The organism is Nocardia sp. Marseille-Q1738 (genome assembly GCF_965283145.1).
Genome location: NZ_CBDIMS010000010.1, coordinates 173,976 through 198,368 on the forward strand (window position 1 = coordinate 173,976; position 24,393 = coordinate 198,368).

Sequence of the window (24,393 nt, forward strand, 5' to 3'; positions counted from 1 at the left end):
CGCCGGTACGTGAGAGGAGACGCAGGTGACTAAGACCGTGTCTCATGTCGCTGGACTCGCTTTCGCGAGGTTCTTGTAGCAGGTGAGTGCGGCGGCGAGGGTGAGGAAGGCGAGGAAGTGCGTGGCTTTGCGGTCGTATCGCATGTTGAGCCGGTGGTAGCCGGTCAGCCACGAAATCGTCCGCTCGATCACCCACCGGTGGCGGCCGAGGCGGTCGCTGGGCTCGATGCCCTTGCGGGCGATGCGGACGCCGATGTCGCGGTGGCGCACCCATCGGCGCAGTTCGGCGGTGTCGTACGCCTTGTCAGCGTGCAATTTTGCGGACTTGCATCGACGCGGCCCGCGTCGCGACCGCACCGCCGGGACCGCCTTGACCAGCGGTCGCAGCGCCTCGGCGTCGTTGGTGTTGGCAGCCGAAATGGCCACGGCCAGTGGCAGGCAGGCGCGGTCGGAGAGCACGTGCATCTTCGAGCCGGATTTACCCCGGTCGACCGGGCTGGGCCCGGTCATAGATCCCCCTTTTTCGCTCGCACCGACGCCGCGTCGATAACCGCACGCGACCAGTCGATCAAGCCATCGCTGCCCGGCTCGTCGAGCACCGCGCGATGTAGGTGCCGCCACAGACCGGCCTCGGTCCACACGGTGAACCGGCGGTGCGCGGTGGGCACGGTGACCCCGAACGATGGCGGCAACATCCGCCACGCACAGCCGCTGGTCAGCACGAACACCACCGCGGTGAACACCGCACGCTCGTCTGTCGGCGCGGTACCGCCACCCTGCGGACGCGGGGTGAACCTGGGCAGCAACGGCTCGACCAACGCCCACAGCTCATCTGGCACCAGCCGCTGCGACAACTCATCGACCACGGCTGAACATCATGCGGCACAAGCGATTCCGACACACCGCAAACGAACTACAACGACGTGAGACACCGTCTTATCTGTACAGCAGGAGGTTCGGACTTCCGGTCGAAATAGTCGGAGACCGACCATTTCTCGTGGTTGGGGATGGGTAGACGCTGTCGCGATTGCGAAGCAGATCGCCGCGCCGGTCCGAGACACACTCTGCACCCGCGGAGTCGACTCCGTCCCGGTGATCAGCCATGACCGGCCCGGCAAAGACCGCTGGGTGTTCATGCTTCGCCCGGAAGCAATGATCAAGCCCCCACTCCCCCAGGTGCCGGAAGTGACTATCTTCGAACCCGGCACACGACTGTGGCTGGCGACCTCGAATTCCCAGTACAGCTGGTATTGGGTAGCCCCCACCGGCACGAGCAACATCAGCGGACCGGATACACGCCCCGACCCGTGGCCAGCTCCTTCGAGCAGCCAAGGTTGGTGTTCAACACCCTGGCGTTCATCCAACCGGCCCGAGGCTGACGTGGTTGCCACTACGCTCCCAGACTTGGCGTGGCCTGCGTATGAGTCGTTGTTGTCGGCTATTCGGGGCGATCACGTCGGGCGACACCCGATCACCCGATGGGCGCACCGACTCGGCGTTAAGCACGCCCAACTCCTCGATTACCCGAGTACCGAAAGCATCCAGAGCGAGCGCGTAGAGACAATCGGCCAGATCAACCGCTGGCTACGCGCACACGCGCCCGTACCACACCCCGCAGCGCGCCCTGCCCCGAACCCGTTGGCGAGCTCGTGGACCGAATCGCTGCTGCGCAGGTACGCGCGTACCGACTCCTGATGACCCGCACAGGTGACGACCCGGAAGTCCACGACGCCTGGACCGAGCTCGCCGTACTCGTCGAAGCCTGGAATGACCTTGTCACCGGGGTTGATCGGGGCAACTACCGCATCCACACCACACAGTAATGACCAACACGATCGTAGTAGCCACCGTCGAGATGTTGACTCGAGCCTGGTCGGTAGTACGCAGCCATCACCGGAGCGCGCCACCAGCGGACCGGGGAGCAGCAGACCTTGCTCGGTCGAATGAAATCGGGCCGTCAGTGGCGACTCGAAGTCCCCCGCATACGGCCAGTTGCGATTCCCCCACGGGCGGCCAGTTGTGGGCACCCAGCACACAGTCAGCACCCCACGTGTATGCACGCTCATGCGAATGTGCGCGTGTACTGGTGGTCCGACGAGCCTGTGTAGCTGCTCGATTCCGGCGGTGCGCAGTGCCGTGAGACGGACGCGACTGCCGAACCAAGCGAATCGCGACCTACGGATGAAACACCAGCACGTCAACATCGCTCGCCGGTAGGGATTCTCGTGCTCCGGTCGGGCGGCGATGATTTGGCTCGCCCTATGGTCCCCCTAGGTTCTGTCTCCCAATGAGGGGGATCGATCGGCCCCGTGGTCGGGGCCGATCGTGCATCATGTCGTCCGTGGCGACCGCGATCGGTGATCGATACCAGGTTCTGACCGACAAGCAGTGGGAACTGCTGGAGTTGCTGCTACCGAAGTCCGAGGGCCACGTGGGCCGTAATTTCGCCAACAATCGCCTGGTGGTGGAGGGGATGCTGTATCGGCTGCGCACCAGTCTGCCGTGGCGGGATCTGCCGGAACATTTCGGGCCGTGGCAGACGGTGTGGAAACGCCACCGCCGCTATGCCGCCGATGGCACCTGGGACCGGGTGCTGACCGCTCTGGTCGCCCTGGCCGACACCACCGGCGACCTGGACTGGGTTGTCTCGGTCGACTCGACAATCGTGCGGGCACATCAACACGCCGCCGGCGCGGCTGCCGACTCGGTGACCGGGCTATGAACCGGCCGACCATGCCATCGGGCGCTCCCGTGGTGGGCTGACCACCAAGATCCATCTCGCCGCCGACGGCGCCGGTCGCGGCCTCGCCGTGCTGCTCACGCCCGGTCAAACCAACGACTCGCCGCTGCTGCCGCCGCTGCTCGACGCGGTGGTGGTGCCGCGACTGGCCGGTGGGGCGCCGCGGCGCAATCCGGAGGTCGTGATCGCCGACCGCGCCTACTCGGCGGCGTCGAACCGAACTCTATTGCGCCGCAATCGTATCCAGACCGTGATTCCCGAACGCCGGGACCAGGTCGCCAACCGCAAACGCAAGGGCCGCGCAGGTGGGCGGGCACCGTGCTTCGATGCCGAGATCTACAAACGCCGCAATGTCATCGAACGTGCTTTCAACAGGGCCAAGCACTGGCGGGCGGTGGCCACTCGCTACGACAAGCTCGCGATCACCTATCGGGCCGGATTCGTCCTGGCCCTCGTCGTCGAATGGCTCAAATTATTGGGAGACACGACCTAGCCCATGCTGTCGCATTCGCTGTTGCCGCGTTCATCATCATCGTCATTCCCGGCCCAACGTGCTGTTCGCGATCAGACGAGCGGCGACCCTGAGGCGCCGCTTACCGGTGGCCGCGTCCGGAGCGGTGGCGGGCTCCCTAGTTCCGCTGGTCGCGGTTGCTTGTCGGGCTGGGCGCGGCGCTGACGGCCTTGGCGACACAGTTCACCCTGGTGAAGATCGTCGGGGCCGTGTACCTGATCTATTTGGGCATCGCCACGGTCCGGCAGCAGAAAGAGCTGGTAGCGGCTTTGCGGTCAGACGCCTCGATCGGCGGCCCCATCATTTCCACGCCGCACCGCGCCACGCAAGTTAGTGGAGCGAGTGCTGCCGCCGGGCGGCGAAGAACTCGATCAGTCGGTCGCCGACGAGTCGAGATGCGCCACCCCTTCACCATCGAGTTCGCCGATAACCGTTGCGACCCTTCCTGTCATCGCCAGCAGCAGCGCCTCACCTGATCCGCGCACCTCGGGGCCATGGCCAGCCGACCAGTTCATGTCGGTGGCCCGCAACCGCACACCGCGTGTGCGGTGCGCGCCCCCGATGACCGGGCTGATGCGGGCATAACTGAGCGAAACTTGTAGCCGTTCTTCGGGGATGGTCCTGAGTTGTCCAAGTGGTCGGCGTATGTCCTGCTGGTGGATAAGGCACTCGATCAGTGCCACCCGGCCACCGTAGAGCGCAGCCGCGCCGGAGGGTTCGACTCCTTGACGCATAAGCCCGATGAGCTGTTCGGGTTCCAACGCAGCATAGTCCCGGAGTCCTCTCGCATTGAGTCGGTCGATGTCGAACCGTGTCCGGATCATGTTGATGGACAACCGGGCGCGGCTCTGCCCGAGATAGGCGATCGTATGGGCTGCCACATCTCGTACGGTCCACCGATCGCACAGACTGGGCATGTCCCACTGCTCCGGCGCCAGCCCGTCCAGCAGTTCCGCGAACTCCATTCGTTCCTGGCGGGCGTGGGTGTTGACGGTGACCATCAGTGTGCCTTCCTGCGATGCGTCTAGGAACCGTCCTGAGCATCCCATGTTGCGGCCGGTTGCCCTCCCGGGGAAGCAAACGCTCTAACTGAGCGACAGATGCCTATCACGGACTGCGCCCACATGCCGGATACCTCCTGTGGCTAGGCGCACATCAGGTTGCTATGGCGGCCAAGTTCGCTCCCCGCTAAATGGCCGCCGGTGGGGAGTTTCAACTGGCTGCTGTGCGGAATATAATCCGGACTAGCCTGGCACCGAAATCCTGAAGATCGCGCGTCAAGTGTACTACCGGTAGCTCGCCAACCCACCGCTGGAGTTCGAGGAACTCGTCTGGAGCGGCGGGAGCTCACGGGACACCGCAGCGGCGTAGGAAACTGAAAGTTGGGTCTCATCCAAACGCGGGGCGGTCCACGATTCTGCCCAAGGCAGCTCGATTCCACCTCACCGGAGACTACGAATGTGACCGAACTCGTAGTGTGATCCGTCGGCCCGATTGCAGTTGTTCGATGAGGTTGGCCGTGATCGCCGCGCCGACACGTTCGAAACTCTTTCCAATCGGACCTATTCGGGTGAATTGCGCGAGTATGAACTTCAGAAAACCGACGAGTCGGACAAAACTATCGGGCAGTACGCGCAGACGGATATTCGAGCACTCCAGAATGGTGGCGGCGAACTCCGGGTGCTCCGTCAGACCGGTCAGAATCGCCCGCCGCCCCAGGGCATGGACGAACCAGACGGGCACGGGTACGCCGAGGACGCCTTGCCGTGCGCAGGATTCGAACCATTCATGGGTGAGCCGCGCACCCGCCGGACCGGACTCCCGCAACTCGATCGACCGATCGATCAGCATCCGATCGACCACTTGTTGCTTGGTGAAATCCGCCGGGATCAGGTCCAGCCGCCCACCCAGCAGATATGTGACCCATTGCCAGGCCCTGGTGATCGCCTCGACCTCATCCGCACTGGCCGGCGCACCGAGACCCACGTAGATCTGCTGCACGAACATCGCGAAAACGTACGACCCACCGGCGATTCGCCGGGCACTGACCAAGATGCCGTAACTGTTGTCCCATGTACCCACCCGGGAGATTCCGTTGCGCACCCGGGTATGGATCAGCGGGACTCGCACCCAGTGCTCCCAGGAACGTCCGCCCGGACGCAACTCCTGCGTGTCGTTGACGGACTCGACCGCACGCAGCGTTTCCCCGAAGCGCTTGACCTGATTCCCCAGGGCGGATGCGGCGCGTCCGAATTCGAAGACCTGCGCCGTTGGGATCCGCATACGCGAAAGGTAAAGCACCGCGGCGAAATAGAGACCGGCGAAAGAGTTCCGGTGTACGAATCTGCCCACCGGCCGCATTCGATCGAAGTCGAAGAACGACGGAACATGATTGATCGCCGTCCAAAAGTTCTCCGCCGCGGCGTCACCCCGTGCCCGCAGAATATGGAGCGCCTCGACATCGTCGGCACCCTTCAGCCCCGCTGCCGCGACCGACTCGAGAAGTTTCTCCGCGAGGCGGTCGCCGACATGATCTAAGGCGTCGATGTCATCGGCATCGATATCTTCCGATGGCACGACGACGGACCGGATCGGTTCCGACAGTCGTTGCCACAAGGAGGACCCGCTCAGTAAAACTCTCGTCGTCGCGGATACCGGCGTTCAAAGCCCCCCTGATCTCACTAGCGGTTCAACCGGCGTCGGCGCATTGCAATTCGCGAACGATCGGACTCCAGAATCCGTTCGGCAGGGCGTACGGTGCATACACTGCCGCTCGCGTGAAAATATCGCCATACCTTTTCAGTAATTTTTCTGCGACTAGATCGGGTGGCGCAACAACGGCGAACTCGTCGAGCATCTCATCGGTGATGAGGGTGGACATCGCGGCCACACCCTGCCAGTACTCACCCTTCTTCAGCTGCTTCGACAGATTATGGAGTTCGTCACCGACAGTCCCCCAGCCATGGAGTTCCAGGACCGGACGATACGCGGGCGTCGAGGCGTAGAACGCGATCTGCGCGCGGACCGCCGCCTTGGCCACAAATTCCTGGAATACGTTCTCACCGGTCACGACGAACGGGAACCCGCAGATCTGGAAGTCGTCGAGCCCCGGCTTCGACCTGGCCGCCCGTCCCTTACGCATGGCCGGCAGCGTCACTTCCCGCAGATACCGCTCGGTGGTGAAACCATGGACCACGAGTCCGTCCGCGACCTCACCCGCGACCTCGACCATTCTCGGGCCGACCCCGCCCAGCAGGATCGGCGGGTTACCGTACGGATTGGGTCCCGGATTGAAGAACGAGGGCAACTCGGTATGGGTGTAAAACTCCCCGTGGAACTCCAGGGGTGTGCCCGTCTCCCAGCTGCGCCAAATAGTCCTGATCGCGGCAATGTACTCCCGCATCCGGGCCGACGGCTTCGACCACGGCATGGCGAAGCGCTCGGTGATATGCGTCTTGACCTGTGAACCGATACCCAGATGAAAGCGGCCATTCGTGTAGAGCTGCAGGTCGTTCGCCGAGATCGCCATCGACATGGGGTTGCGTGCGAACGCCACCGCGACCGAGGACCCGACTGCAATGTCACGGGTGCGATCGCCCATCAATGCCAGCATCGGGAACGGGTCGCGCGTCACTTCGGGAACCCAAATACCGTCGTACCCAGATTCCTCGGCTTCGGCAGCACGATCCCAATCCCCCGGTTCGCCCTTGAGTACCAGATCGAGTTTCACTGGTTCGCCTCGGCCCTCGAACCGGCTGTGGGAGTCGCGTTCGTATCCAGTGTTCGAAATTCGAAGTCACTCATCGAGGGGTTTCGAGCCTGCCGCATCGCGTTCGTCATCGAGGTGGGGCGATAGACCGAGGACACGCCATGCTCGTCGAGGAAGTAGGTTTGCGACCCTCGGCAACCTTCCACATGGGCGAAAGACCCATGCTGCCCCGCAAACATCTCTGCGCTGAATCGGCCGGCCGCCTCGGGTGTCACGTTGAATGAACTGGCACCGTTCTGTCCGGCCTCATTGATCAGCCGCACGATCAGTATGGCCGCACGTTCGATAATGGAAATATGCGACAGCCCCGACCAACTGTACCGGCCGCAGACGATGAAACTGTTCGGCAGTTCCGGGAGCAGCAAACCTTCGAACTCCGCACCGGCGGAGTCGTTCGCATAATGGTCGGCGAGGTCGAACCCCCCACGCCCGCGCACCGGCCGGGATCGCCGTCCCGTGGAACTGGCCGCCATCTCGAATCCCGTCGCCAGCACCAGCGTGTCGATCGCATGGTGGGCGCCGTCCGCGGTCACGATGCCTGTGGCGTCCATGCTCTCGATCGCCTCGGTGACTAGCTTGACATTGTCCTTGGCGAAGGTCGCATAGTAGCGGTTAGAGATCGTTGGCCGCTTACACATGATGGCGTATCCCGGTAGAAGCTTTCGCCGGACCTCGGCGTCACGCACCTGCGTCCAGATGAATGCCCTGACGAGGGCTTGGGGGATCGACATGAACCGTTCGAGCCGCACGCCGTGACCTGCCAGCCAGCCCAGGAAATTTCCCCCCACCCAATTGAGCAAGCTGTATAGCATACCGTACAGCTGTGGTGAACGTTGCAGCAGCCAGCGCATTCCTGCCGGAATGCGGAAGTCCGGCTTCGGGAAGACCCACACGCCCCGGCGCTGAAATACGGTCAGGTGGCCAGCCGCGGCCGCGACCTCGGGGACCAGTTGCACCGCGGACGCACCGGTTCCGATCACACCTACACGCTTGTCACCGAAATCGTAATCGGCCACCCAGCCCTGCGAGTGAATGACATCTCCCGCGAATCCGTCCATTCCCGCGAAATCCGGAGTTTTCGGCTCGATGAACATACCGTCGGCGGAGATCAGGAAGCGACTGGTCAGCACGCTACCATCGCCGAGTTCCAGGCGCCACAGGTGAACGTCTTCATCCCACGTCCTGGTCAGCACATCGGTATTCAGTCGCGCGTGCGCACGCAGGTCGTATCTTTCGACGAGCGTCGCGATATACGTCCTGATCTCCTCCCCTTTGGGGAAGAACCGCGACCACCCGAACTTTGCGAACGAGAACTGATACACGAAGCCCGGGATGTCGGCGCCGACATCCGGATATCGATTAACATGCCAGGTACCGCCGAAGTCGGACTCACGATCGAGTATCTGGAAGTCGGTCAGTCCCGCGCGCTGCAAAGCTACCGAAATACCCACACCGGCCAGGCCAGCGCCTACAATCGCGATCTCGACGTCGGGTGTTCCTGCCGCCGACCATTCCTTCGAAATCACAGCTCGCCCCCCATATTCTCCGATGGCGATTGATCTTGCAGCGCACGGCGGCGGATCCTAATAGGCAGACCACCCCGCAGCGCGGTCGCCATGCGGAAGTGCCGACGGGGGATCCATTCCGAATCGGTGGAGAAGTCGAATCGGCGCAGGATCTTCGCGAGATACAGCACCCCTTCGACATTCGCCATATGGGCCCCGATACACCTGCGTTCACCGACCCCGACGGGTAGGTACGCATTGCGCTCGTACGTGTTGTCGAGCCAGCGTTCGGGCTGGAACAGCTCGGGCTCGGACCAGAACCGGGAGTCGTTCTGCATCGCGTAGGGACTGGACAGCAGCACGGAGCCCGACGGGATGAAGTACCCGCCCAGCACCTGGTCCTCCCTGGAATCACGCGAATAGTACGGCAGGCCCTGAATCCTCTGCGCCTCGTCCCAGCACGCCCGAATATACGGAAAACGGTCCAGGTCCGCATGCGTGGGTGCACGGCCGAGCGACGCCGCCTCGCGTTGCACCGCGGCCATCGCCTCCGGGTGTTTGGTGAGCATGCCCAGGGTCCATGCCATTGCGGCGGCTGTCGTTTCGAAACCGGCGAACACGTAATTAAACATCTCTGCGAACAACTGCCGTTCGCTCCACGTGGTGCCGTCGTCAAATTCCGCGTCGCGCATCGCGCTGAACAGGTCTTTGCCCTCGACGAACGATGACCGCTTCTCCCTGACCAGTCGATACGTCTCGAATACCAGCGGACTGGCTGGAATATCTTTGCGTGCGGACCACAGGAACCGCAACGGCATCGGCAACCAAAACCATGCCCACCTGATAGCGGCACCCTCGGAGGCGTAGCGCCAGTATCTGACGATGCGCCGGGAACGTTTGGGGCTCAGGTCCAGATTGAGCACCGTGCGCATCATGACGTCGAACGATGTCAACTCGAGCAGCTCTGTCACGTCGACCGGATCCGGGCGGTCCGCGTATTGCTCGAGCCGATCGACATGCGTTTCGAGAATCTCGTCCACCGCCGGCAGGATGGCCTTGAGCCCGGGCACACTGAAGAACGGCGTGACCAGCCTGCGCATCTTCCGCCACTCATCGCCCTCCATCACCGGGAACGGGGTACCCGGGACCGGTTGCAGCGCAGCGTTCAGCATCACCCCCTTGCAGCGACTCCGGGCGTTGTGGACGAATACGTCCGCCACGAGCTCGGGGCTGCTGATGAGGTAGACATGCCGCTTGCGGGGCGTCGGCAGGCGCACCACATCGCCGTACCTTTCGGCGAATTGCCCAGCGAATTCGAACTTGTTCATCGAGATCCGGTGCGCGACACCGAGCCACGGCACGCCCTGCGCGGTGGGTGGAATCTTCCGGGCACCGTGCCTCATCGGGCACTGGGCCGGCGTTCCCGCTGTCCGGCGATCGGTCATAGGAGCGTGCCGTCCTGCATCGTGATCACCCTGTATGCCATCGCCGCCGCGGTGAGGTCATGAGTAACCATCACCACTGCCTGCCGACGTTCGGCCGAGGCCGGGAAACTCGATAGCAACTCCAGCACCGCGGCGCCCGTCGCGGTATCCAGATTGCCGGTCGGTTCGTCGGCAAGGATGAGGGGGGGATCCATGACCAGTGCCCGCGCGATCGCCACCCGCTGCCGCTGACCACCCGACAGTTCGGCGGGTCGATGATTTGCCCGCTCGGCCAGTCCGACGCGTTCGAGCAGTTCCAGGGCCTTCACCTTGGCAGACCGCAGACTCTGCCCGTCGAGCAGCCTGGGAACGGCGACGTTCTCCCAGGCCGACATCGTCGGAACCAGGTTGAAAAACTGGAACACGAAGCCCACTTGGTGGCGCCGGAAGGTGGACCTCTGTCGGCTGTTCAGGGCACCGATATCGCGCGACTCGAACCTGACCGTCCCCTGATCGGGGGATTCGAGCGCGCCCGCGAGGTGCAGTAGGGTGCTCTTGCCCGAGCCCGATGGGCCGACGATAGCGACGAACTCACCGGCGGTTATCTTCAATGAAACGTCCTGCACCGCGTTGACCTGGTAGTTGCCGACCTTGTAGTGCTTGCCGACGTTCTCGAATTCAATCATCGTTTCCCTCCCTTCTAATCGGTGTTGATCGCTTGCAAGATGTTGACGTTCCCTGCACGTATCGCAGGAGATATGCAACCGACGACGCACAATATGGCGGCGACAACCGCGAATACCAAGGAATCGATATCCGGCCGATACGCGACGGAGAAATTCAGAATCGAGGGCGACGCCAAATCGTAGAGGTACTGCCCGGCAAGGCCCAGCAGCAACCCGACAAGTCCGCCCACCACTCCGATGGACACCGTCTCGATGACGATCATCCGCACGATCTGGTAGGGCGTGGCGCCGATCGCGCGCAGTACGCCGTGTTCGCGGCGGCGCTGCAGCACCGACATGGTCAAGGTGTTCAAGAGCGCCAGGGCCGCGATCAGGACCACGATTATCCACATCGCATTGGCGACGGCGGTGATCTGCCGTAGGGTGCTTTCGACCCCCAGCTCCATCTCCTCTGGGCCGGTGAAATCATACGTGCCGGGTGGCTTTAGCTCGCGTACCGAACGGCGGAGCGTATCCACGTCCGTACCCGGATGCGCGTAGATCTCCAGCAGGGTCGCGCCCGGTAGCTCGAACAGCGTGTGCAGTTGCTCGAGGCTCATTCCGACAATGTCGTTGACCGGCGACAGGTGAGCGACAAGGTCTAGTACCCGAACGGCCCGCACACCATGGGGGGTCTGCAGGTTCACCGTATCCCCAGCACCGACGCCGAGGGATTTACCGAGACTCTTCGACAGCACCACACCGCGACCCGCCAGCAGGTCCGATCGGACAGCGTCGCTGCCGATGGCCCGGTAAATCGGATTCGACGATCCCTCCGACACACCGTTCAGGGCAATCTTGGTCCCATCCAGACTCGCGAACGCGATCTGGACCTGGACGACCCGCACCACCCCAGGCAGTTGCTCGACCTGCGCCGCCAAGTCCTGTGGTAGCGCAGCGCCAACGGGGAGTTCGTCGGGTGGATTCGTCGATATGAACAACGTCGTATCGGCGTAGGAGGACAACGCCTTGGTTGCCGCCGTGACTGTATCTCGGTTCGCACCCGTGATCGTCACTGCCATTCCGACGGCGATGACCACGGTCATCAGCGTCGCCCACACCCGGATCGACGAACGTTCAACGGCCGCAGCGGCGAGCCGGCCGCTTCCTCCCCACGTCCGGCACAATGCCGCCGTCACCGCCACGAGCTGCGGCTGCAATGCGGCGCAGAGCGTTACGCCAGCGGCGAAGAACAAGACGATCGTCAACGCCGAGAGAAACGGCAGCGACGATTCCGATATATGGATACCGGCTACCGCACCGAGCAGGCCGATACACACGGCGAATGCCACGCTCCGCAGCCAGCGCGGATGTCCGCCACTCTGCGCCACCTCAGCAGGGACGAGAGCCTCGAGCGGCGAGACCCGATAGATCTGGACAGCCGCGACTGCCGCCGCGGCAACAGTCATCGCGATCGAAACGGCGACCGCGAGCGGCACCGCATACCAGGGCAGCGCGTATTCCAACCGCAAGTTCGTTGACTGCACGAACGCCGTCGGAACGCTGGATACCGCCACCCGGCCGATACCCACGCCCACCGCCGATCCCACCGCGCCGCCGAGCAGACCCAGCGCGGCCGATTCCCCGAGAAGGTCGACGATCAGGCTTTCCGGCTGACCGCCTACAGCACGCAGCACGGACAGGGTCGGCCGCCGCTGGCTAATGGAAATCGCCATCACCGTGTAGATTAGGAATGCCGCGACCACGAATGCCACGGCGGCACTCATCAGCGTCAGGTATTGCAGGATTTGGATACCCGGACCGTGCTGAGCCGCCCGCTGCAGGGAATCTCCGACCACTGCGCGCCCGGCCACCGCGGTAGTGAGGTCGGCGCGTATCGATTCCAGGTCCGCTCCCGGCTCGAGCGCGACCAGCACGGAGTCCAGGCGCTCGCCCTGCCCGGACACCTGCTGGGCAACGGCCAGTGGCGCCAGAACGAAATAGCCCTGATTGACGCGGGTCGCAGCCTTACCGTTCAGCACCCCTGCCACGGTGACGGTACGGTCTCCCAGCTGGATCTTCGATCCCGGGTCCCGAGCCACCGCAGGGCCGACAAGTACACCGCCGGGGGTACCGATCAGCGCGCTGAGCTGTCCCTGCGCCGCCGTCATCAGCGGGCTTTCCAGTTTGTACCCGGATAGATCGGCACCGACCACCATCACCTTGCCGACCGAGGTGTTCGCTTGCGTACGTACCAGTGGTGCGGCGACGCGGACCCCCGGCACCGCGGCGATTGTCTTGTGGAGGTCCTGGTCGAATCCGGAATTCGTGATTCCCGATATCTCTAGGTCGGCATCGCCGGCCACAGCTTCGGCGACCTGGCGAACGGTGCCGGTAACCGACCCCGAGATGCCGATCATCGCGACGAGGAACGTGGTCGCGATCGCCATGACCGTCACCAGTGCAGCGGTTCGGCCCGGACGGACCCAGAGCTCCCGCAGGCTGAATACCCTCAGCCGGTCGGCACGAGCCAGCAGCGACAGGTTCACTCCCCGACGTCCATGAACTCCTCGTTCACTGTGATTCATGGCCTCGATCCTTCCCGGCGAGTGCGAAGTCGCACAGCGCGACCACGGCCGCCGCGCGTCACGCCTTCGTGTGGGCGCGGAATTATCTGTGTGAGCAGCGGATCGGGAGGTCCGGCATATTTCCACTCGCGGGGATAGCCGAGGGAAACCTCCTCGAACCGGACCCCGTCGAAGTAGTCCGTTCGCCTGATGTGCAGGTGACCATAGACAACACACGCCACGTTGTACTCGCGGTGCCAGCAGGCGGTCCGCTCCGTACCGCACCACAGGGCGAATTCCGACCGCAGCAATACCCGCGTGGGCTCGCGCCGCAGCGGAAAATGGTTGACCAGGATCAATGGCATGTCTGGCCGGACTGCCGCCAATCGCCGGCCCGTGTAGTCGATACGCGCGTCGCACCAATCCGCCGCGTCACGGTACGGCTCGGTCTTCAGGAGATGCTCGTCCGTGGCCACCGCGTTGGCGCGTTCGGCGGCCGCCAGACCTTCGGCACGATCCTTCGCCCCGCGCGGCAGGAACGAGTAGTCGTACAGCGTGAACAAGGGCGCGACCATCATCGGCCGGGCTTCGCAATCGTGATCCTCCAGGCAACCCGGCCAGATCGGATATTCGTCCTCCGGTGTCACCACGTCGATATCGCGGCACATCTCGACCAGGTACTGGTAGCGGCTCTCACCGCGGAGTTGCACGTCATCGTTTGCCACGGTCCATAATTCGTGGTTTCCCGGAACCCAGATCACCCGCTCGAAGCGGCTGCGCAAGTGCGACAACGCCCATCGAATATCCCGGATCTTCTCGCCCACATCCCCCGCCACGATCAGCCAGTCATCGGGCGATGTGGGTTCGATCTCCTCGACGACGGCGCGGTTACCCGAATGACCGAGGTGGAGGTCCGAAACCGCCAGTAATGCGCCTGTCACAGTGACTCGCCTCCGGATTCGACCAGTGCCGCGCGGAACATTGACACTGCGGCCTGCCGCCGGATCTTGCCCGACGACGTCTTGGGGAGCTGTCCAGGTGCTACGACCAGCACGCACCTGGGCCCGATTCCCACATCGTCGAACACTCGCCGGGAAACCTCGGCGCGAATTCTCTCCACCTCGGCATCATTTTCGAACAATTTGGATTCGACGATCATGGAATATTGTTCGCGGCCGTCGACCGTGAGTCCGACCGCAACCGAGTTGCCCGCGCGCACGCCGGATACTCGGTCGGCCGACCACTCGATATTCGATGGGAAAAGGTTGCGGCCCGCGATGATTATGGTGTCTTTCTTGCGCCCGCACAGGACCACTTCGCCGCTGTCGGTGAGGTATCCGAGGTCGCCGGTATTCAACCACCCAGATTCGTCGCACGCCATTTGCCAGCCATCCACCGTACGATATTGCCGCGTCACAGAGCTGCCCCGTATCTGTATTTCCCCGACCGCACAGGTGGGGATCCGCCCGCCACGTTCGTCCACCACCCGCACTCCGACGCCGGGAACCGGCCGTCCCAGCACCACCAGTTCCTGGCGGCGGCAGTCCCCCAGGGGCGGAGCCAGCGCTGCCCGGCCCTTTTCGAGCTGATCGGCATCGACGCTCTCCGTCTGGACCGCCGCCCCCGGCTGGATACCCGCAACGCCCAGGGTTGCCTCGGCCATCCCGTATCCGCCGACGACCGCTGCCGGTGACAACCTCGACCGGGAACCGGCGTCGATCAGGTGTCGTATCGTGCGCGGATCGATAGGTTCGCCGCCATTGACGGCGAGGCGAAGTCGCGACAGATCGTAGGTTCCCGGCGGTGCCGCCGCCAGCGTCCGCGCCAGTATCGAGTATGCGAAATTGGGTGCCGCAGTAACCGTTCCGCCGACCTCGGTGAGCAATTCTGGCCAGATAGCGGGAGCGGCTGCGAACTGATCGGGTGAAGTACACACTACGTCGATGCCCGATTGCATCGGACCGGCCATGAAACCGAAGAGTCCGAGGTCGTGAAACAGTGGAAGCCAACTGACAAATGTGTCGGTCTCCGCATCGAAGGCACAACTCCGGGTCAGTGCGGACCAATGCGAATACACCGCACCGTGGCTCACCGCCACCGCTTTCGGAGTGCCCGTGGAGCCGGAACTCAGCTGGAGCACGGCCAGGTCGTCCTCCGCGCACTCCGCCGGTCGGATCGAGCGGCCGGACACCAGTTCGCCCATCGCGACCGTCGGCACACCGAGGTCGTTGAGCGCTGGCACCACGCCGAGAAACGGCTCACCGACGACACATAGTCGCGGCGACAACATGCGGAGCATGCGATCCGTACCGTGCAGCCAGGCGTCCGAATCGGTCCTGAATGTGGGTTGCTGCAGCAAGGTCACCGCGGCCCCACTCAGCCAGACCGCCTGCAACAGGGGCGCCACCTGGGCGGGATCGCCGACCAGCACGGCGATCCGATCGCCGGCCCGCACGCCGTCGGCAGCCAGGCCCCCGGCCAGCGCGTCGGCACGATCCCGAATCTCGGCCCAACCACAGCTGGATGTCCCGCCGTCGGGTGTACGTACGCGAATACCTTTTCGGCTGCACGCGGCCTGCACGATCGACTCGGTGAATCTACTCATTTTGTTCTCTCGTTCGAGCCAACCCGGCCATCCAATGTCGTTGTACCGATCGGCTTCCCATTGCGGCCGAACGTGCGTTCTGTCACCGTGCACGAACCGCTTTCATGTACCATGATCACGGTGCTGCTGCGCGTGCCGTACAAACTAGTGGCGATGAAATTCGCCGACGCCATACGCTGCAGTCCGGGGAGCGTCGCGCCGGCCGTACCCTGGTTTCCCGCTGGCCGGGAACGGTCGGCGAGCACCTCGAAATACCGATCGACATCGGTCGCATCGGCCGATACCACCTCGTGGAATGCCGTCAGTGCGCGCTTGGTCTTTATCGACATCAGCGTTTCGGGAACCGGATCACCCGCGGTGTTCGCCAGCGAATGCAGTCGCTCATCGTTGGCAACCCCGTGAAACCCCGGTGGTACGGGCTGGGCATCCACTGCCCCAACTGAACTGCACCACCACAGTTCCTTCAGGTCCGACACCAGCAAACTGAATCCGTTATAGCTTCCATGCCCGGCGCACCGAGCCCGGTTCGCATATTCCCCGGGTGGCTGACTCTTGTCGGCGAGGAAGTTGCGAGGCAGTTCGCCGCGAGACCGAGCGGGCGAGCCGGAAGACTCGAATCCCAACAGATTCGTCACTGCCGCGAACCTCGGACGTGCACCCCAATGTCGCACTCCGATCCACACTCCCGCAGCGTCCGTACCCGACTCCAGATCACGACCGGCCATCAGTCCAGGCACCTCGGGCCAGCTCACCAGCGCGGTCGACCGCCGCCAGTAGTACTCATCCCGATTGGCTGCGACGATCAGAGGGTATTCCGCGTGTGCCTGCCAGCCGACCAATACCAAGCACATTGCGCGATCTACCTCCTAGCCTTTCGGTGTTCACGATGCGGATCTGCTCACGGCGCGCGACTCCGCCACCGCCTGCAACCGCTCAAGTGAAATGGTCAGCTGCCGTGTACAGCTGTCGATCAAGACCTTCTCCAGCTCGGCATTATCCTTCATCATCGGCGTCTCGAATTCGCCAGCGAGGGACAAGATCGTGCTGCGCCCCCCGTCGGCACGCTTGGCGTCAAATACGAATCGGCATGTCAACCCCCCAGGGCCACGCCCGACTACGACAACCGCGAGTGGCGGCCGAAATTCCGCGACAACGAATTCCAGGGTGAAGGCCATACCCATGACCGTTATCACCTGTGAGTAGCGCGAATTCGTGAATAGTTTGCTCGGCGGCTCGCCCACGAACTCACCGTGCAGCGTGAACCATTCTCCCCACGACCGAATGTCACAGATTGCCGCGTACAACCGCGCACCCGATACCGGGAACGTGCGGGATACCTCGATCGCCGACAACTATTTGCCACCCTCTCCGTCCGCCGAGGCCTCGACGATATCGGCGCGCTCCTGCTCGGCGCCGATATAGAGCAGCACGCGGTCCAGGGTACCCAGATCGTCACGGCGAATGAGCTCGTCCATGATCCCGTTCACCAGCTGGCGAGATTCCGTCGGAATCACCAGCGCAACATTCCCGAGTGTCCGTGGGTCCATGAACGGGGCCGCCTCGGCGATAGTCGCGGGCGGCAGGCTGCTCATCTTGGACATAATGCGCCCCGGGCGCCGCTTGAACGCTACCCCGGCAGATCTCCCCATGATGCGAGGTGGCAGGTACTCGATGCCCATGCGCGTAGCCATACGCTTCGGGAGGAAGCGGACCGCTATTCCGAGGCGCCGATAGTCGGCCGAGTACCGCTCGTGCAAATATGCGACGACTGCCTTACGGAAGACGTGGAGGTCGTCGACATCCAGCCCGGAAAGATATTCCAGAGATTCGACCGGAACCTGCATTACATGAGCGATTTCTTCCAGCTCATGGCGAATATGTGCATCGTTCATCGCCGTCTCCCCAGGACAAATATGCCGACAGCGTACCGCATGATCCGAGAACGCTTCGCGAGCTTTTCATCGAGATCAACGCGGGCCATGGAGCGCTCTCTATCCAAGGCTGAATTCAACAACTCCACAAAATCCGCTCGGCGCTCCGCCGGGAGCTTTCTGATAGCTGGAAGATCGATACCCAAAATCCCCTCGAGCTCGGTCTTTTTGTTGATTGTCTCCAACACGTAAACCACCCTTCTTTTCAGGAGCCCACTGTTTCGGTCGCGTTCCTTGCAATTTCCTCCAACTCCCCGATACGAATAGCGCCGAGCGACACACTCAACCGATCAATCACCTCGGGCGGTAGCGGAGCTTCGCCATGTATGGCGGCCAGCCTGCTGACGAGCGCTTCGATCTGCGCCACCAGCGGCTCAGCGAGCTCGATATCACTGGGTGCCAACTGAGCCAGAATGTGCCGCGCCAGAAGATTGACGGTCGGATACTCGAAGATCACCGAGTTCGACAGCTTCAATCCGGTGATCGCCCGCAGATGAGTACCCAATTCGATAGAACTCAGCGAATCGATGCCCATTTCGAGCAACTCGTGATCGGGCGTCATTTCGCTGGCCGACGAGTACCCGAGAACCATCGACACCGCCGGCATCAGGAGATCGACCAGCGTCACATGCTGCTGTTCGGGAGTTAGTCCCGCCAGCCGCTTCGCCAGGTCCCCGGGCCCGTTGACGTGCTGGGTGGCGCGGGGCCGCAAATTCAGTAGTGACCGGAATAGCGGTGGCAGCTCGGTAACCGCTGCGGCGGCGCGCAGCAGGCCCAGGTTCATCCCGATGGGGACCAGATACGGCAAGCCAGTCTCGATCGCCGAGTCGAACATCCGCATCGCGGCCGCCGATGTCATCGGCACGATGCCGAGACGCGTCAGGCGGGACCGGTCTTGTTCGTCGAGTGCACTGGTATTCCCGGATACTTCGGCCCACCACCCCCATGCCATTGATGTCGCCGGGAGTCCACGGTGATAGCGGCGCTGCGCGAGGGCATCGACGTAGGTATTCGCGGCCGCATAGTTCGCCTGACCGGGTGCCCCGAAACTGCCCGCTGCAGACGAGAACAGGACGAACATGGACAGATCGCTGCCCGTGGTCAGTTCATGCAGGTGGTCCGCACCGAATGCCTTGGGCGGCAGCACCGCATCGATATGGCCAGGGGTCAGACTGGGAATCGTCGCATCCGCGAGCGCCGCCGCGAGATGGATGACCGCTCCCAGCCGGTGCTGATCGGGAATCCTCCCGAGTACCGATTCCAGCGCCGACCTGTCGGTGACATCGCAGGCCTCGATGGTGATCTCGACGCCCACGGCGGTCATTTCCTCGGCGAACGCGGCCACATCCGGCGCAGCGGCACCACTGCGGCTGGTTATCACGAGGTGTCGTGCGCCGTACCGTTTGACCAGATGCGTTGCGACCAATTTGCCGATCGCACCAGTTCCGCCAGTGATCAGGACAGTCTGCTCCGGATCGAAGGCTCTGGGCCATGTCAACGCGACCTTTCCGACACGATACGGTTCGGCGCAGTAACGCAGGGCGGTCCCGGCCTGGCGAATGTCGAAGCATTTCAGCGGGAGCGCGGCGAGCTCGCCCGCGTCGAATGCCGCCGACAATTCCGACAGCAAATCCTGGATGTCGGCGGGGTCGAGCAGGCCGAGTTCGAAGCTGGTGTACTCGATAGTGCGCCCGTCCCGGGTGACTGCGCTCGGATCGAGAACCTGGGCACGCCCGATCTCGATGAACCGGCCCTGCGCGCTCAACAGCTCTAGCGAATCCTGCGTGAATTCCGCTGGCAGCATGTTCAAGACGATGTCTATACCTGCGTGCCCTCGATCGAGCTGCTGCGCGAACTCGTGTGACCGGGACGAAGCGATACGGTCCGCGCCGATGCCCATATCGCGCAGGGTCTGCCACTTCTGCGGGCTCGCGGTGGCCAATATCGTCAGGCCGAGCCGGCGAGCGAGTTGGACGGCGGCCATACCCACGCCGCCGGCAGCGCAGTGCACCAGGATCGTTTCGCCAACTGTGGGTTCGGCGGCACGCAGGGCGTAGGCCGCGGTCAGGAACGATATCGGCGCTGTTGCCGCCTCGGCGAACGACAACGACACCGGCTTCTTGGCCAACAGCCTATGGTCGGTGGTCGCGGTCGAACGGATATCTTCGAACAGGCCGAAAACATGGTCGCCGACCACAAGACTGGTGACATCGGGCGCCACCGCCCGGACAACTCCGGCGGCCTCATGCAGTACCCGAGAGAACATCCCCTCGGACCGATCGAGTCCGGCCAGCACCATTGGGAACGTAATTCCGGCTGCGCGCAGGTCAACGACGACGGACCCGGGTGTCAGCGCCCCGTCGCGCTCACTGTGGTCCTCCACGATCGCCGCGTCGTCTAGGTTTCCGGTCGAGGGAATCCGCAGCGACCACGGTGACATCAAACGCTGTCCGGACCGCACGCTGTCGGCGACGTCGGCCAGGATCCGGCGGCCGTGGAATTGTCCATCACGAATGACCAGTTCCGGTTCGTCGGACTGGACAGCGGCGGCAATCATATCGAGGGACGGCGTAGCGTCGGCATCGATCTGGACAATTCGGCCGGGGTTCTCCGACTGCGCGCTGCGGACCAGACCCCAGATCGCGGCACCGGCCGGGTCGACTTCTACCCTCGTATTTCCGAATGCGTGTGTACCCGATGTCAGCAAGATCAGCTTCGTGTTCGCGAGCGCTTCCGTCGCGAGCCATTCCTGCAGCTGCCGCAACACCGCCACCAGGCGGTCGCGGACGGTGGCCGCAACGCAAGCGCCGACCGGCCAGATCGCGGCGGACGGAGCCGGCCCTCCCTGTTCCAGCGTGGTTCGAAGAGCCTCGATATCGGTGTAGACGGGAATTGCGTGCCGCTTGGCGAGCGTATCCGCCGCGGCCTCCCCGCCGATCACCGCCCAGGTTCCAGTGGTATGCCGCACCGGCGCCACTGAAAGACGCGTCCAGTCCATCCGGAACAGCGACTCGCCCGAATCGGACATGTGCTGCTCGACGAGCTTCCTGGAGGCGAACGCGCGGACCACCAATGCTCCGGTGGCCACGGTGCGTCCGTTGTTGTCGCATAGCAGCCAGCGCATACGACCCGGACCGCCCGGGGTCATCCGGACACGCAGCGCCCGGGCACCCACCGCGAACAGAGACACATTCTCCCAGCGGTACGGCAGGGCCAAGCCACCATTGACACCCGTCAGTTCCACCGCGGCGATCATCGTCTGCATGGCGGCATCCAGTAGCGCCGGATGCAGTCCATATTTGTCCGCATCGCCGACCGAATCGGGCAGCATGATTTCCGCGAGAATTTCCTCGCCGCGCCGCCACACATTCTTCATACCCTGGAATGTGGGACCGTACTGGTAGCCCAACGCAGTAAATACTTGGTAGTACTCCGCTATATCGAGCCCCTGGCCGGCGCCCGCAGGCGGCCAGAATTCCATCGCAGAGTTGTCAGCCGAGCCGTCGGCCTTCGAGGAAAGGAGTCCGTCGGCATGCAAAGTGTAGAGCGGCGCCGAGGACGCCGACTTCTCCGCCTCTGGACGTGAGTAGACGGAGATCGCCCGCTGACCCTGTTTGACGGACTCGCCCACCAGCAGCTGGATTTGCACGGCGCCGGTCTGGGGAACAACGATCGGAGTGTGCATCGTCAGCTTCTCGACGGCAGCGCTGCCCACACGATGACCGGCATGCAGCGCCATTTCCAGCAGCATCGCTCCGGGCACCAGCACATTGCCGTGCAATGCGTGATCGGCCAGCCAGGGGTGATCCGACAATGCGATACGGGTGCTGAAAAGTCGCTGATCGGTGCCGGGAACCTCGCTGATCGCGCTCAGCAGCGGATGATCCGGATCGGCCAGCCCGTACGCGGAAGGACTTCCGCCGTGTATCTTGCCCCCGCTGGCGAGCCAGTACACCTCTCGTTCGAACGCATATCCCGGCAGCTCAACTGCGGACATCGCGGTATCGCCGTACAACTTCGCCCAGTCAGGCACGACACCCCGGACGTAGGCATTGGCCACCGCAGTCAGGAACCCGTGCATGCCATCGTCTTCGCGTGTCGCGGTACCGGTGGCGAACACGAGATCAGTGTCCGCACCCATATCCTCGAACGCCTCGTGCATCGCTGCGGTCAATACCGGATGCAGGCGCATCTCGAGGAACGCGCTGTAACCGGAAAGGTAGGCGCTCTCCACCGCGTCACTGAACAGCACGGTTTCGCGCACGTTACGGAACCAGTATTCGGCATCGAGGTCGAGCGGCGAAATGGTGTCACCGGAAACCGTGGAGAAGATCTTGATATCGGTTTCTCGGGGCGTGATCCCCGCTACGGCGGTTTCCAGCTCCGCCCGAAAAGAATCAAAGTGGCTGGAATGGCTGGCGTAGTCCACTTCGATCATGCGAAATCGAATGCCGGCGTCCTGGCACCGTGCGGACAGCGCATCTACGGCGGCGGGAGCACCCGACACCACTGTCGTACGTGCCGCGTTGACGGCGGCGATCCCGATATCGTCCAGTCCGGCAAGCAGCTCCTCGACGGCGTCGGCGGACGCATTCACCGAAGCCATCGCGCCCGTGCCGGACAGCTTGTTCACGATGCGGCTCCGCAATGCGATGATGCGCGTCGCGTCGCGCAGTGACAGCGCACCGGCAACGCATGCAGCGGCTACCTCGCCCTGCGAATGTCCGATCACGGCATCGGGTTGCACCCCAACCGATTGCCACAGGGTTGCCAGTCCGGTCATGATGGCGAACACCAGTGGCTGGACGACATCCGAGCGATTGATGTCCGCGCCGCCCGGGGCCGCCGATATAGTGTCGACCAGCGACCAGTCGACGAATTCCCCGAGCGCGGCGTCGCAGGCGCGAATATGTTCGGCGAAAACGCGCGATTCGGCCATGAGCCGCGCGCCCATCCCGAGATAATGGCTGCCCTGGCCGGGGAATACAAAGACCACCTTGTGATCCATGGCAATCCCGCGGATCGAGCGGTACGGCTGGTTGTCGGCAATCTTCGCCAGACCGTCCAGCATCTCGGCCGGATCGGCACCGACCACCGCGGCCCGGAAGTCGAAGGTGGCGCGTGCGGTGGCGAGTGTGTACGCCACCTCGTGAATACCGAGTTCCGGATGGTCTTTCAGATGAGCGAGCAGGTTCGCGGCTCGCCGCGAGCGTGCGGCCGCCGTCCGGCCGGACACTACCCAGATCGCGTCGTCCGGCGTTTTCGGCGGCACGGCGCCGGTGTCCGTGGCCACCGGCGGTGCTTGTTCGAGAATCACATGCGCATTGGTTCCGCCGATACCAAACGAGGAAACACCGCACCGCCGCGGCCGCGCATTGCCCGGCCACTGGCGTGATTCGGTGACCACCTCGACAGCACCGGCCGACCAGTCGACGCTCGAGGTCGGCTCGGTCACATGCAGGCTGGCCGGCACGATGCCGCGCCGCATCGCCTCAATCATCTTGATGATGCCCGCCACGCCAGCGGCCGCCTGGGTGTGCCCGAGGTTCGACTTGAGCGAACCCAGCAGCAGGGGCGAATTCTCGGGCCGTTCCTGGCCATAGGAAGCGAACAACGCTTCCAGCTCGAGCGGATCTCCCACCGGAGTGCCGGTTCCGTGCCCTTCGACGACATCGACCTCGGCCGCGGTCAGGCCGGCACTCATGAGTGCGGCATCGATGACCTTGCGCTGGGCGGTAGCGCTGGGCGCGGTGAGCCCGTTCGACGCACCGTCCTGGTTGACCGCGGATCCACGCAGGATTCCGAGAATCCGATGGCGGTTCTCCAGCGCATCGGACAGCCGCTCAAGAACGAGAACGGCACCGCCTTCCGCAACACAGAATCCGTCCGCGTCGCAGGAGTATGCCTTGCTGCGACCGTCCCGCGAGACCGCTCCGTGCTGGCCGAGGGCGAAGAAGCTGGCGAGGGTGGACATGATGGTTACACCGCCCGCCAGCGCCAGCGAGCATTCTCCCGAGCGCAGCGCCTGCGAGGCGACGTGGACCGAGACGAGAGAGGATGAGCATGCGGTGTCGATCGTCATCGACGGCCCTTCGAACCCGAACAGGTACGAAACCCGGCCGGAGAGCACACTCTGCGCCGATCCCGTGGCGATATATCCGGGGTCCAGGTCCTGCCGCCCGACAGCCAGGTAGGCATAGTCGCCCGCCATGGCCCCGATGTACACACCGGTACGCGATCCGCGCAACTGTTGCGGATTCAGGCTCGCGTTTTCGAGTGAGTTCCAGCACAGCTCTAGTGCGATCCGTTGCTGCGGATCCATGGCCTTGGCCTCACGCGGACTGATACCGAAGAACTCGGCATCGAACATCCCCGGATCCTCGATGAATCCGCCCTTCGGGGCGAACGATTCCGCACCCTCGGGTACCGCGAATCCGATCAGGTCGGGCAGTGGCCGGTCCGGCGGAAAATCGCTCGATACATGACTACCCGCTGCAACGAAATCCCATAGGCTTTCCGCAGAATCTATGCCACCCGGAAGTCGGCAGCTTACACCTACGATTGCGATATCATCGCAACTGTCGCGTCGCATCATAGTCAATCCCCAATCATAAAATGCGCAAATCTCACCCGAGGGCAGCCCCCCGCCGGAAATCAGTGAGCAACTCCGGATACA

General features: G+C 63.5%; 18 protein-coding genes and 1 pseudogene. 4 read left to right on the top strand and 15 right to left on the bottom strand.

What is annotated here, in order from left to right; genetic code table 11:
* Positions 1–42: 42 nt before the first annotated feature.
* Positions 43–866, bottom strand: a protein-coding gene (locus ACWPXK_RS28675; protein WP_454199285.1) for an IS5 family transposase whose coding sequence is annotated in 2 segments (ribosomal slippage) — positions 43–524 and positions 524–866 — 825 coding nt in all. Because the reading frame shifts where the segments join, the coding sequence is not laid out codon by codon here.
* A gap of 828 nt (positions 867–1,694) precedes the next feature.
* On the opposite strand from ACWPXK_RS28675, the gene ACWPXK_RS28680 reads away from it, so the two are divergent.
* The 3 genes and pseudogenes from ACWPXK_RS28680 (at position 1,695) to ACWPXK_RS28690 (ending at position 3,727) form a co-directional block, all read left to right on the top strand.
* Positions 1,695–1,823, top strand: a complete 129-nt coding sequence (locus ACWPXK_RS28680; protein ID WP_454199286.1) for a hypothetical protein — start codon at positions 1,695–1,697, stop codon at positions 1,821–1,823.
* Positions 1,824–2,332: 509 nt separating this feature from the next.
* A pseudogene (locus tag ACWPXK_RS28685) lies at positions 2,333–3,233 on the top strand (IS5 family transposase).
* A 155-nt stretch (positions 3,234–3,388) separates the two neighbouring features.
* Positions 3,389–3,727 carry a hypothetical protein gene (locus ACWPXK_RS28690; protein WP_454199287.1) on the top strand — a complete coding sequence of 113 codons (339 nt, stop codon included), beginning with the start codon at positions 3,389–3,391 and terminating at the stop codon, positions 3,725–3,727.
* On the opposite strand, the gene ACWPXK_RS28695 is transcribed toward ACWPXK_RS28690, so the two are convergent.
* Entirely contained in the window at positions 3,623–4,252 is a 630-nt protein-coding gene (locus ACWPXK_RS28695) for a maleylpyruvate isomerase family mycothiol-dependent enzyme (protein WP_454199288.1), read from the bottom strand. The genes ACWPXK_RS28690 and ACWPXK_RS28695 overlap by 105 nt on opposite strands.
* A 451-nt stretch (positions 4,253–4,703) precedes the next feature.
* Positions 4,704–5,534 carry a hypothetical protein gene (locus ACWPXK_RS28700; RefSeq protein ID WP_454199289.1) on the bottom strand — a complete coding sequence of 277 codons (831 nt, stop codon included), beginning with the start codon at positions 5,532–5,534 and terminating at the stop codon, positions 4,704–4,706.
* A 51-nt stretch (positions 5,535–5,585) separates the two neighbouring features.
* Between ACWPXK_RS28700 and ACWPXK_RS28705 the strand changes: the two genes are divergently transcribed.
* Positions 5,586–5,789: a hypothetical protein gene (locus ACWPXK_RS28705; RefSeq protein WP_454199290.1), complete on the top strand. Its 204-nt coding sequence runs from the start codon at positions 5,586–5,588 to the stop codon at positions 5,787–5,789.
* A 151-nt stretch (positions 5,790–5,940) separates the two neighbouring features.
* Here ACWPXK_RS28705 and ACWPXK_RS28710 read toward each other — a convergent pair whose 3' ends face one another.
* Genes ACWPXK_RS28710 through ACWPXK_RS28765 form a run of 12 tightly spaced genes read right to left on the bottom strand, consistent with a single transcriptional unit; the run spans position 5,941 to position 24,312 of the window.
* Complete coding sequence (locus ACWPXK_RS28710) at positions 5,941–6,981, bottom strand: TIGR03617 family F420-dependent LLM class oxidoreductase (RefSeq protein WP_454199291.1); 1,041 nt, start codon at positions 6,979–6,981, stop codon at positions 5,941–5,943.
* Positions 6,978–8,546, bottom strand: coding sequence for a flavin-containing monooxygenase (locus ACWPXK_RS28715; protein ID WP_454199292.1), 1,569 nt, complete (start codon positions 8,544–8,546; stop codon positions 6,978–6,980). Before ACWPXK_RS28715 ends, ACWPXK_RS28710 begins: the two co-directional genes overlap by 4 nt.
* On the bottom strand, positions 8,543–9,928 hold the full coding sequence (locus tag ACWPXK_RS28720) for a cytochrome P450 (protein ID WP_454199293.1): 1,386 nt from the start codon (positions 9,926–9,928) through the stop codon (positions 8,543–8,545). The genes ACWPXK_RS28715 and ACWPXK_RS28720 overlap by 4 nt, the downstream gene beginning before the upstream one ends.
* A gap of 38 nt (positions 9,929–9,966) precedes the next feature.
* Positions 9,967–10,635 (bottom strand): ABC transporter ATP-binding protein, encoded by a 669-nt coding sequence (locus ACWPXK_RS28725; RefSeq protein ID WP_454199294.1) that lies wholly within the window; start codon positions 10,633–10,635, stop codon positions 9,967–9,969.
* Between the two features lie 14 nt (positions 10,636–10,649).
* Positions 10,650–13,202 (bottom strand): FtsX-like permease family protein, encoded by a 2,553-nt coding sequence (locus ACWPXK_RS28730; protein ID WP_454199295.1) that lies wholly within the window; start codon positions 13,200–13,202, stop codon positions 10,650–10,652.
* On the bottom strand, positions 13,199–14,122 hold the full coding sequence (locus tag ACWPXK_RS28735; protein ID WP_454199296.1) for a metallophosphoesterase family protein: 924 nt from the start codon (positions 14,120–14,122) through the stop codon (positions 13,199–13,201). Before ACWPXK_RS28735 ends, ACWPXK_RS28730 begins: the two co-directional genes overlap by 4 nt.
* The gene (locus tag ACWPXK_RS28740; protein WP_454199297.1) at positions 14,119–15,786 is read right to left on the bottom strand and encodes a long-chain-fatty-acid--CoA ligase; all 1,668 of its coding nucleotides are present in this window, start codon (positions 15,784–15,786) and stop codon (positions 14,119–14,121) included. Before ACWPXK_RS28740 ends, ACWPXK_RS28735 begins: the two co-directional genes overlap by 4 nt.
* The gene (locus ACWPXK_RS28745; RefSeq protein WP_454199298.1) at positions 15,783–16,637 is read right to left on the bottom strand and encodes an NRDE family protein; all 855 of its coding nucleotides are present in this window, start codon (positions 16,635–16,637) and stop codon (positions 15,783–15,785) included. Before ACWPXK_RS28745 ends, ACWPXK_RS28740 begins: the two co-directional genes overlap by 4 nt.
* Positions 16,638–16,667: 30 nt before the next feature.
* The gene (locus tag ACWPXK_RS28750) at positions 16,668–17,138 is read right to left on the bottom strand and encodes a hypothetical protein (RefSeq protein ID WP_454199299.1); all 471 of its coding nucleotides are present in this window, start codon (positions 17,136–17,138) and stop codon (positions 16,668–16,670) included.
* A complete protein-coding gene (locus tag ACWPXK_RS28755; RefSeq protein WP_454199300.1) occupies positions 17,139–17,678 on the bottom strand; it encodes a hypothetical protein in 540 nt (179 codons plus the stop codon).
* Positions 17,675–17,905: a hypothetical protein gene (locus tag ACWPXK_RS28760; protein ID WP_454199301.1), complete on the bottom strand. Its 231-nt coding sequence runs from the start codon at positions 17,903–17,905 to the stop codon at positions 17,675–17,677. The genes ACWPXK_RS28755 and ACWPXK_RS28760 overlap by 4 nt, the downstream gene beginning before the upstream one ends.
* A 17-nt stretch (positions 17,906–17,922) precedes the next feature.
* A complete protein-coding gene (locus ACWPXK_RS28765) occupies positions 17,923–24,312 on the bottom strand; it encodes a type I polyketide synthase (RefSeq protein ID WP_454199302.1) in 6,390 nt (2,129 codons plus the stop codon).
* Positions 24,313–24,393 lie beyond the last annotated feature (81 nt).

Bases quoted from the DNA above. Each gene is read 5' to 3' on its own strand.
- ACWPXK_RS28700 (WP_454199289.1), bottom strand. From the start codon at position 5,534: ATGCGGATCCCAACGGCGCAGGTCTTCGAATTCGGACGCGCCGCATCC.
- ACWPXK_RS28725 (WP_454199294.1), bottom strand. From the start codon at position 10,635: ATGATTGAATTCGAGAACGTCGGCAAGCACTACAAGGTCGGCAACTAC.
- ACWPXK_RS28745 (WP_454199298.1), bottom strand. From the start codon at position 16,637: ATGTGCTTGGTATTGGTCGGCTGGCAGGCACACGCGGAATACCCTCTG.
- ACWPXK_RS28695 (WP_454199288.1), bottom strand. From the start codon at position 4,252: ATGGTCACCGTCAACACCCACGCCCGCCAGGAACGAATGGAGTTCGCG.
- ACWPXK_RS28765 (WP_454199302.1), bottom strand. From the start codon at position 24,312: ATGATGCGACGCGACAGTTGCGATGATATCGCAATCGTAGGTGTAAGC.
- ACWPXK_RS28680 (WP_454199286.1), top strand. From the start codon at position 1,695: ATGACCCGCACAGGTGACGACCCGGAAGTCCACGACGCCTGGACCGAG.
- ACWPXK_RS28755 (WP_454199300.1), bottom strand. From the start codon at position 17,678: ATGAACGATGCACATATTCGCCATGAGCTGGAAGAAATCGCTCATGTA.
- ACWPXK_RS28720 (WP_454199293.1), bottom strand. From the start codon at position 9,928: ATGAGGCACGGTGCCCGGAAGATTCCACCCACCGCGCAGGGCGTGCCG.
- ACWPXK_RS28730 (WP_454199295.1), bottom strand. From the start codon at position 13,202: ATGAATCACAGTGAACGAGGAGTTCATGGACGTCGGGGAGTGAACCTG.
- ACWPXK_RS28740 (WP_454199297.1), bottom strand. From the start codon at position 15,786: ATGAGTAGATTCACCGAGTCGATCGTGCAGGCCGCGTGCAGCCGAAAA.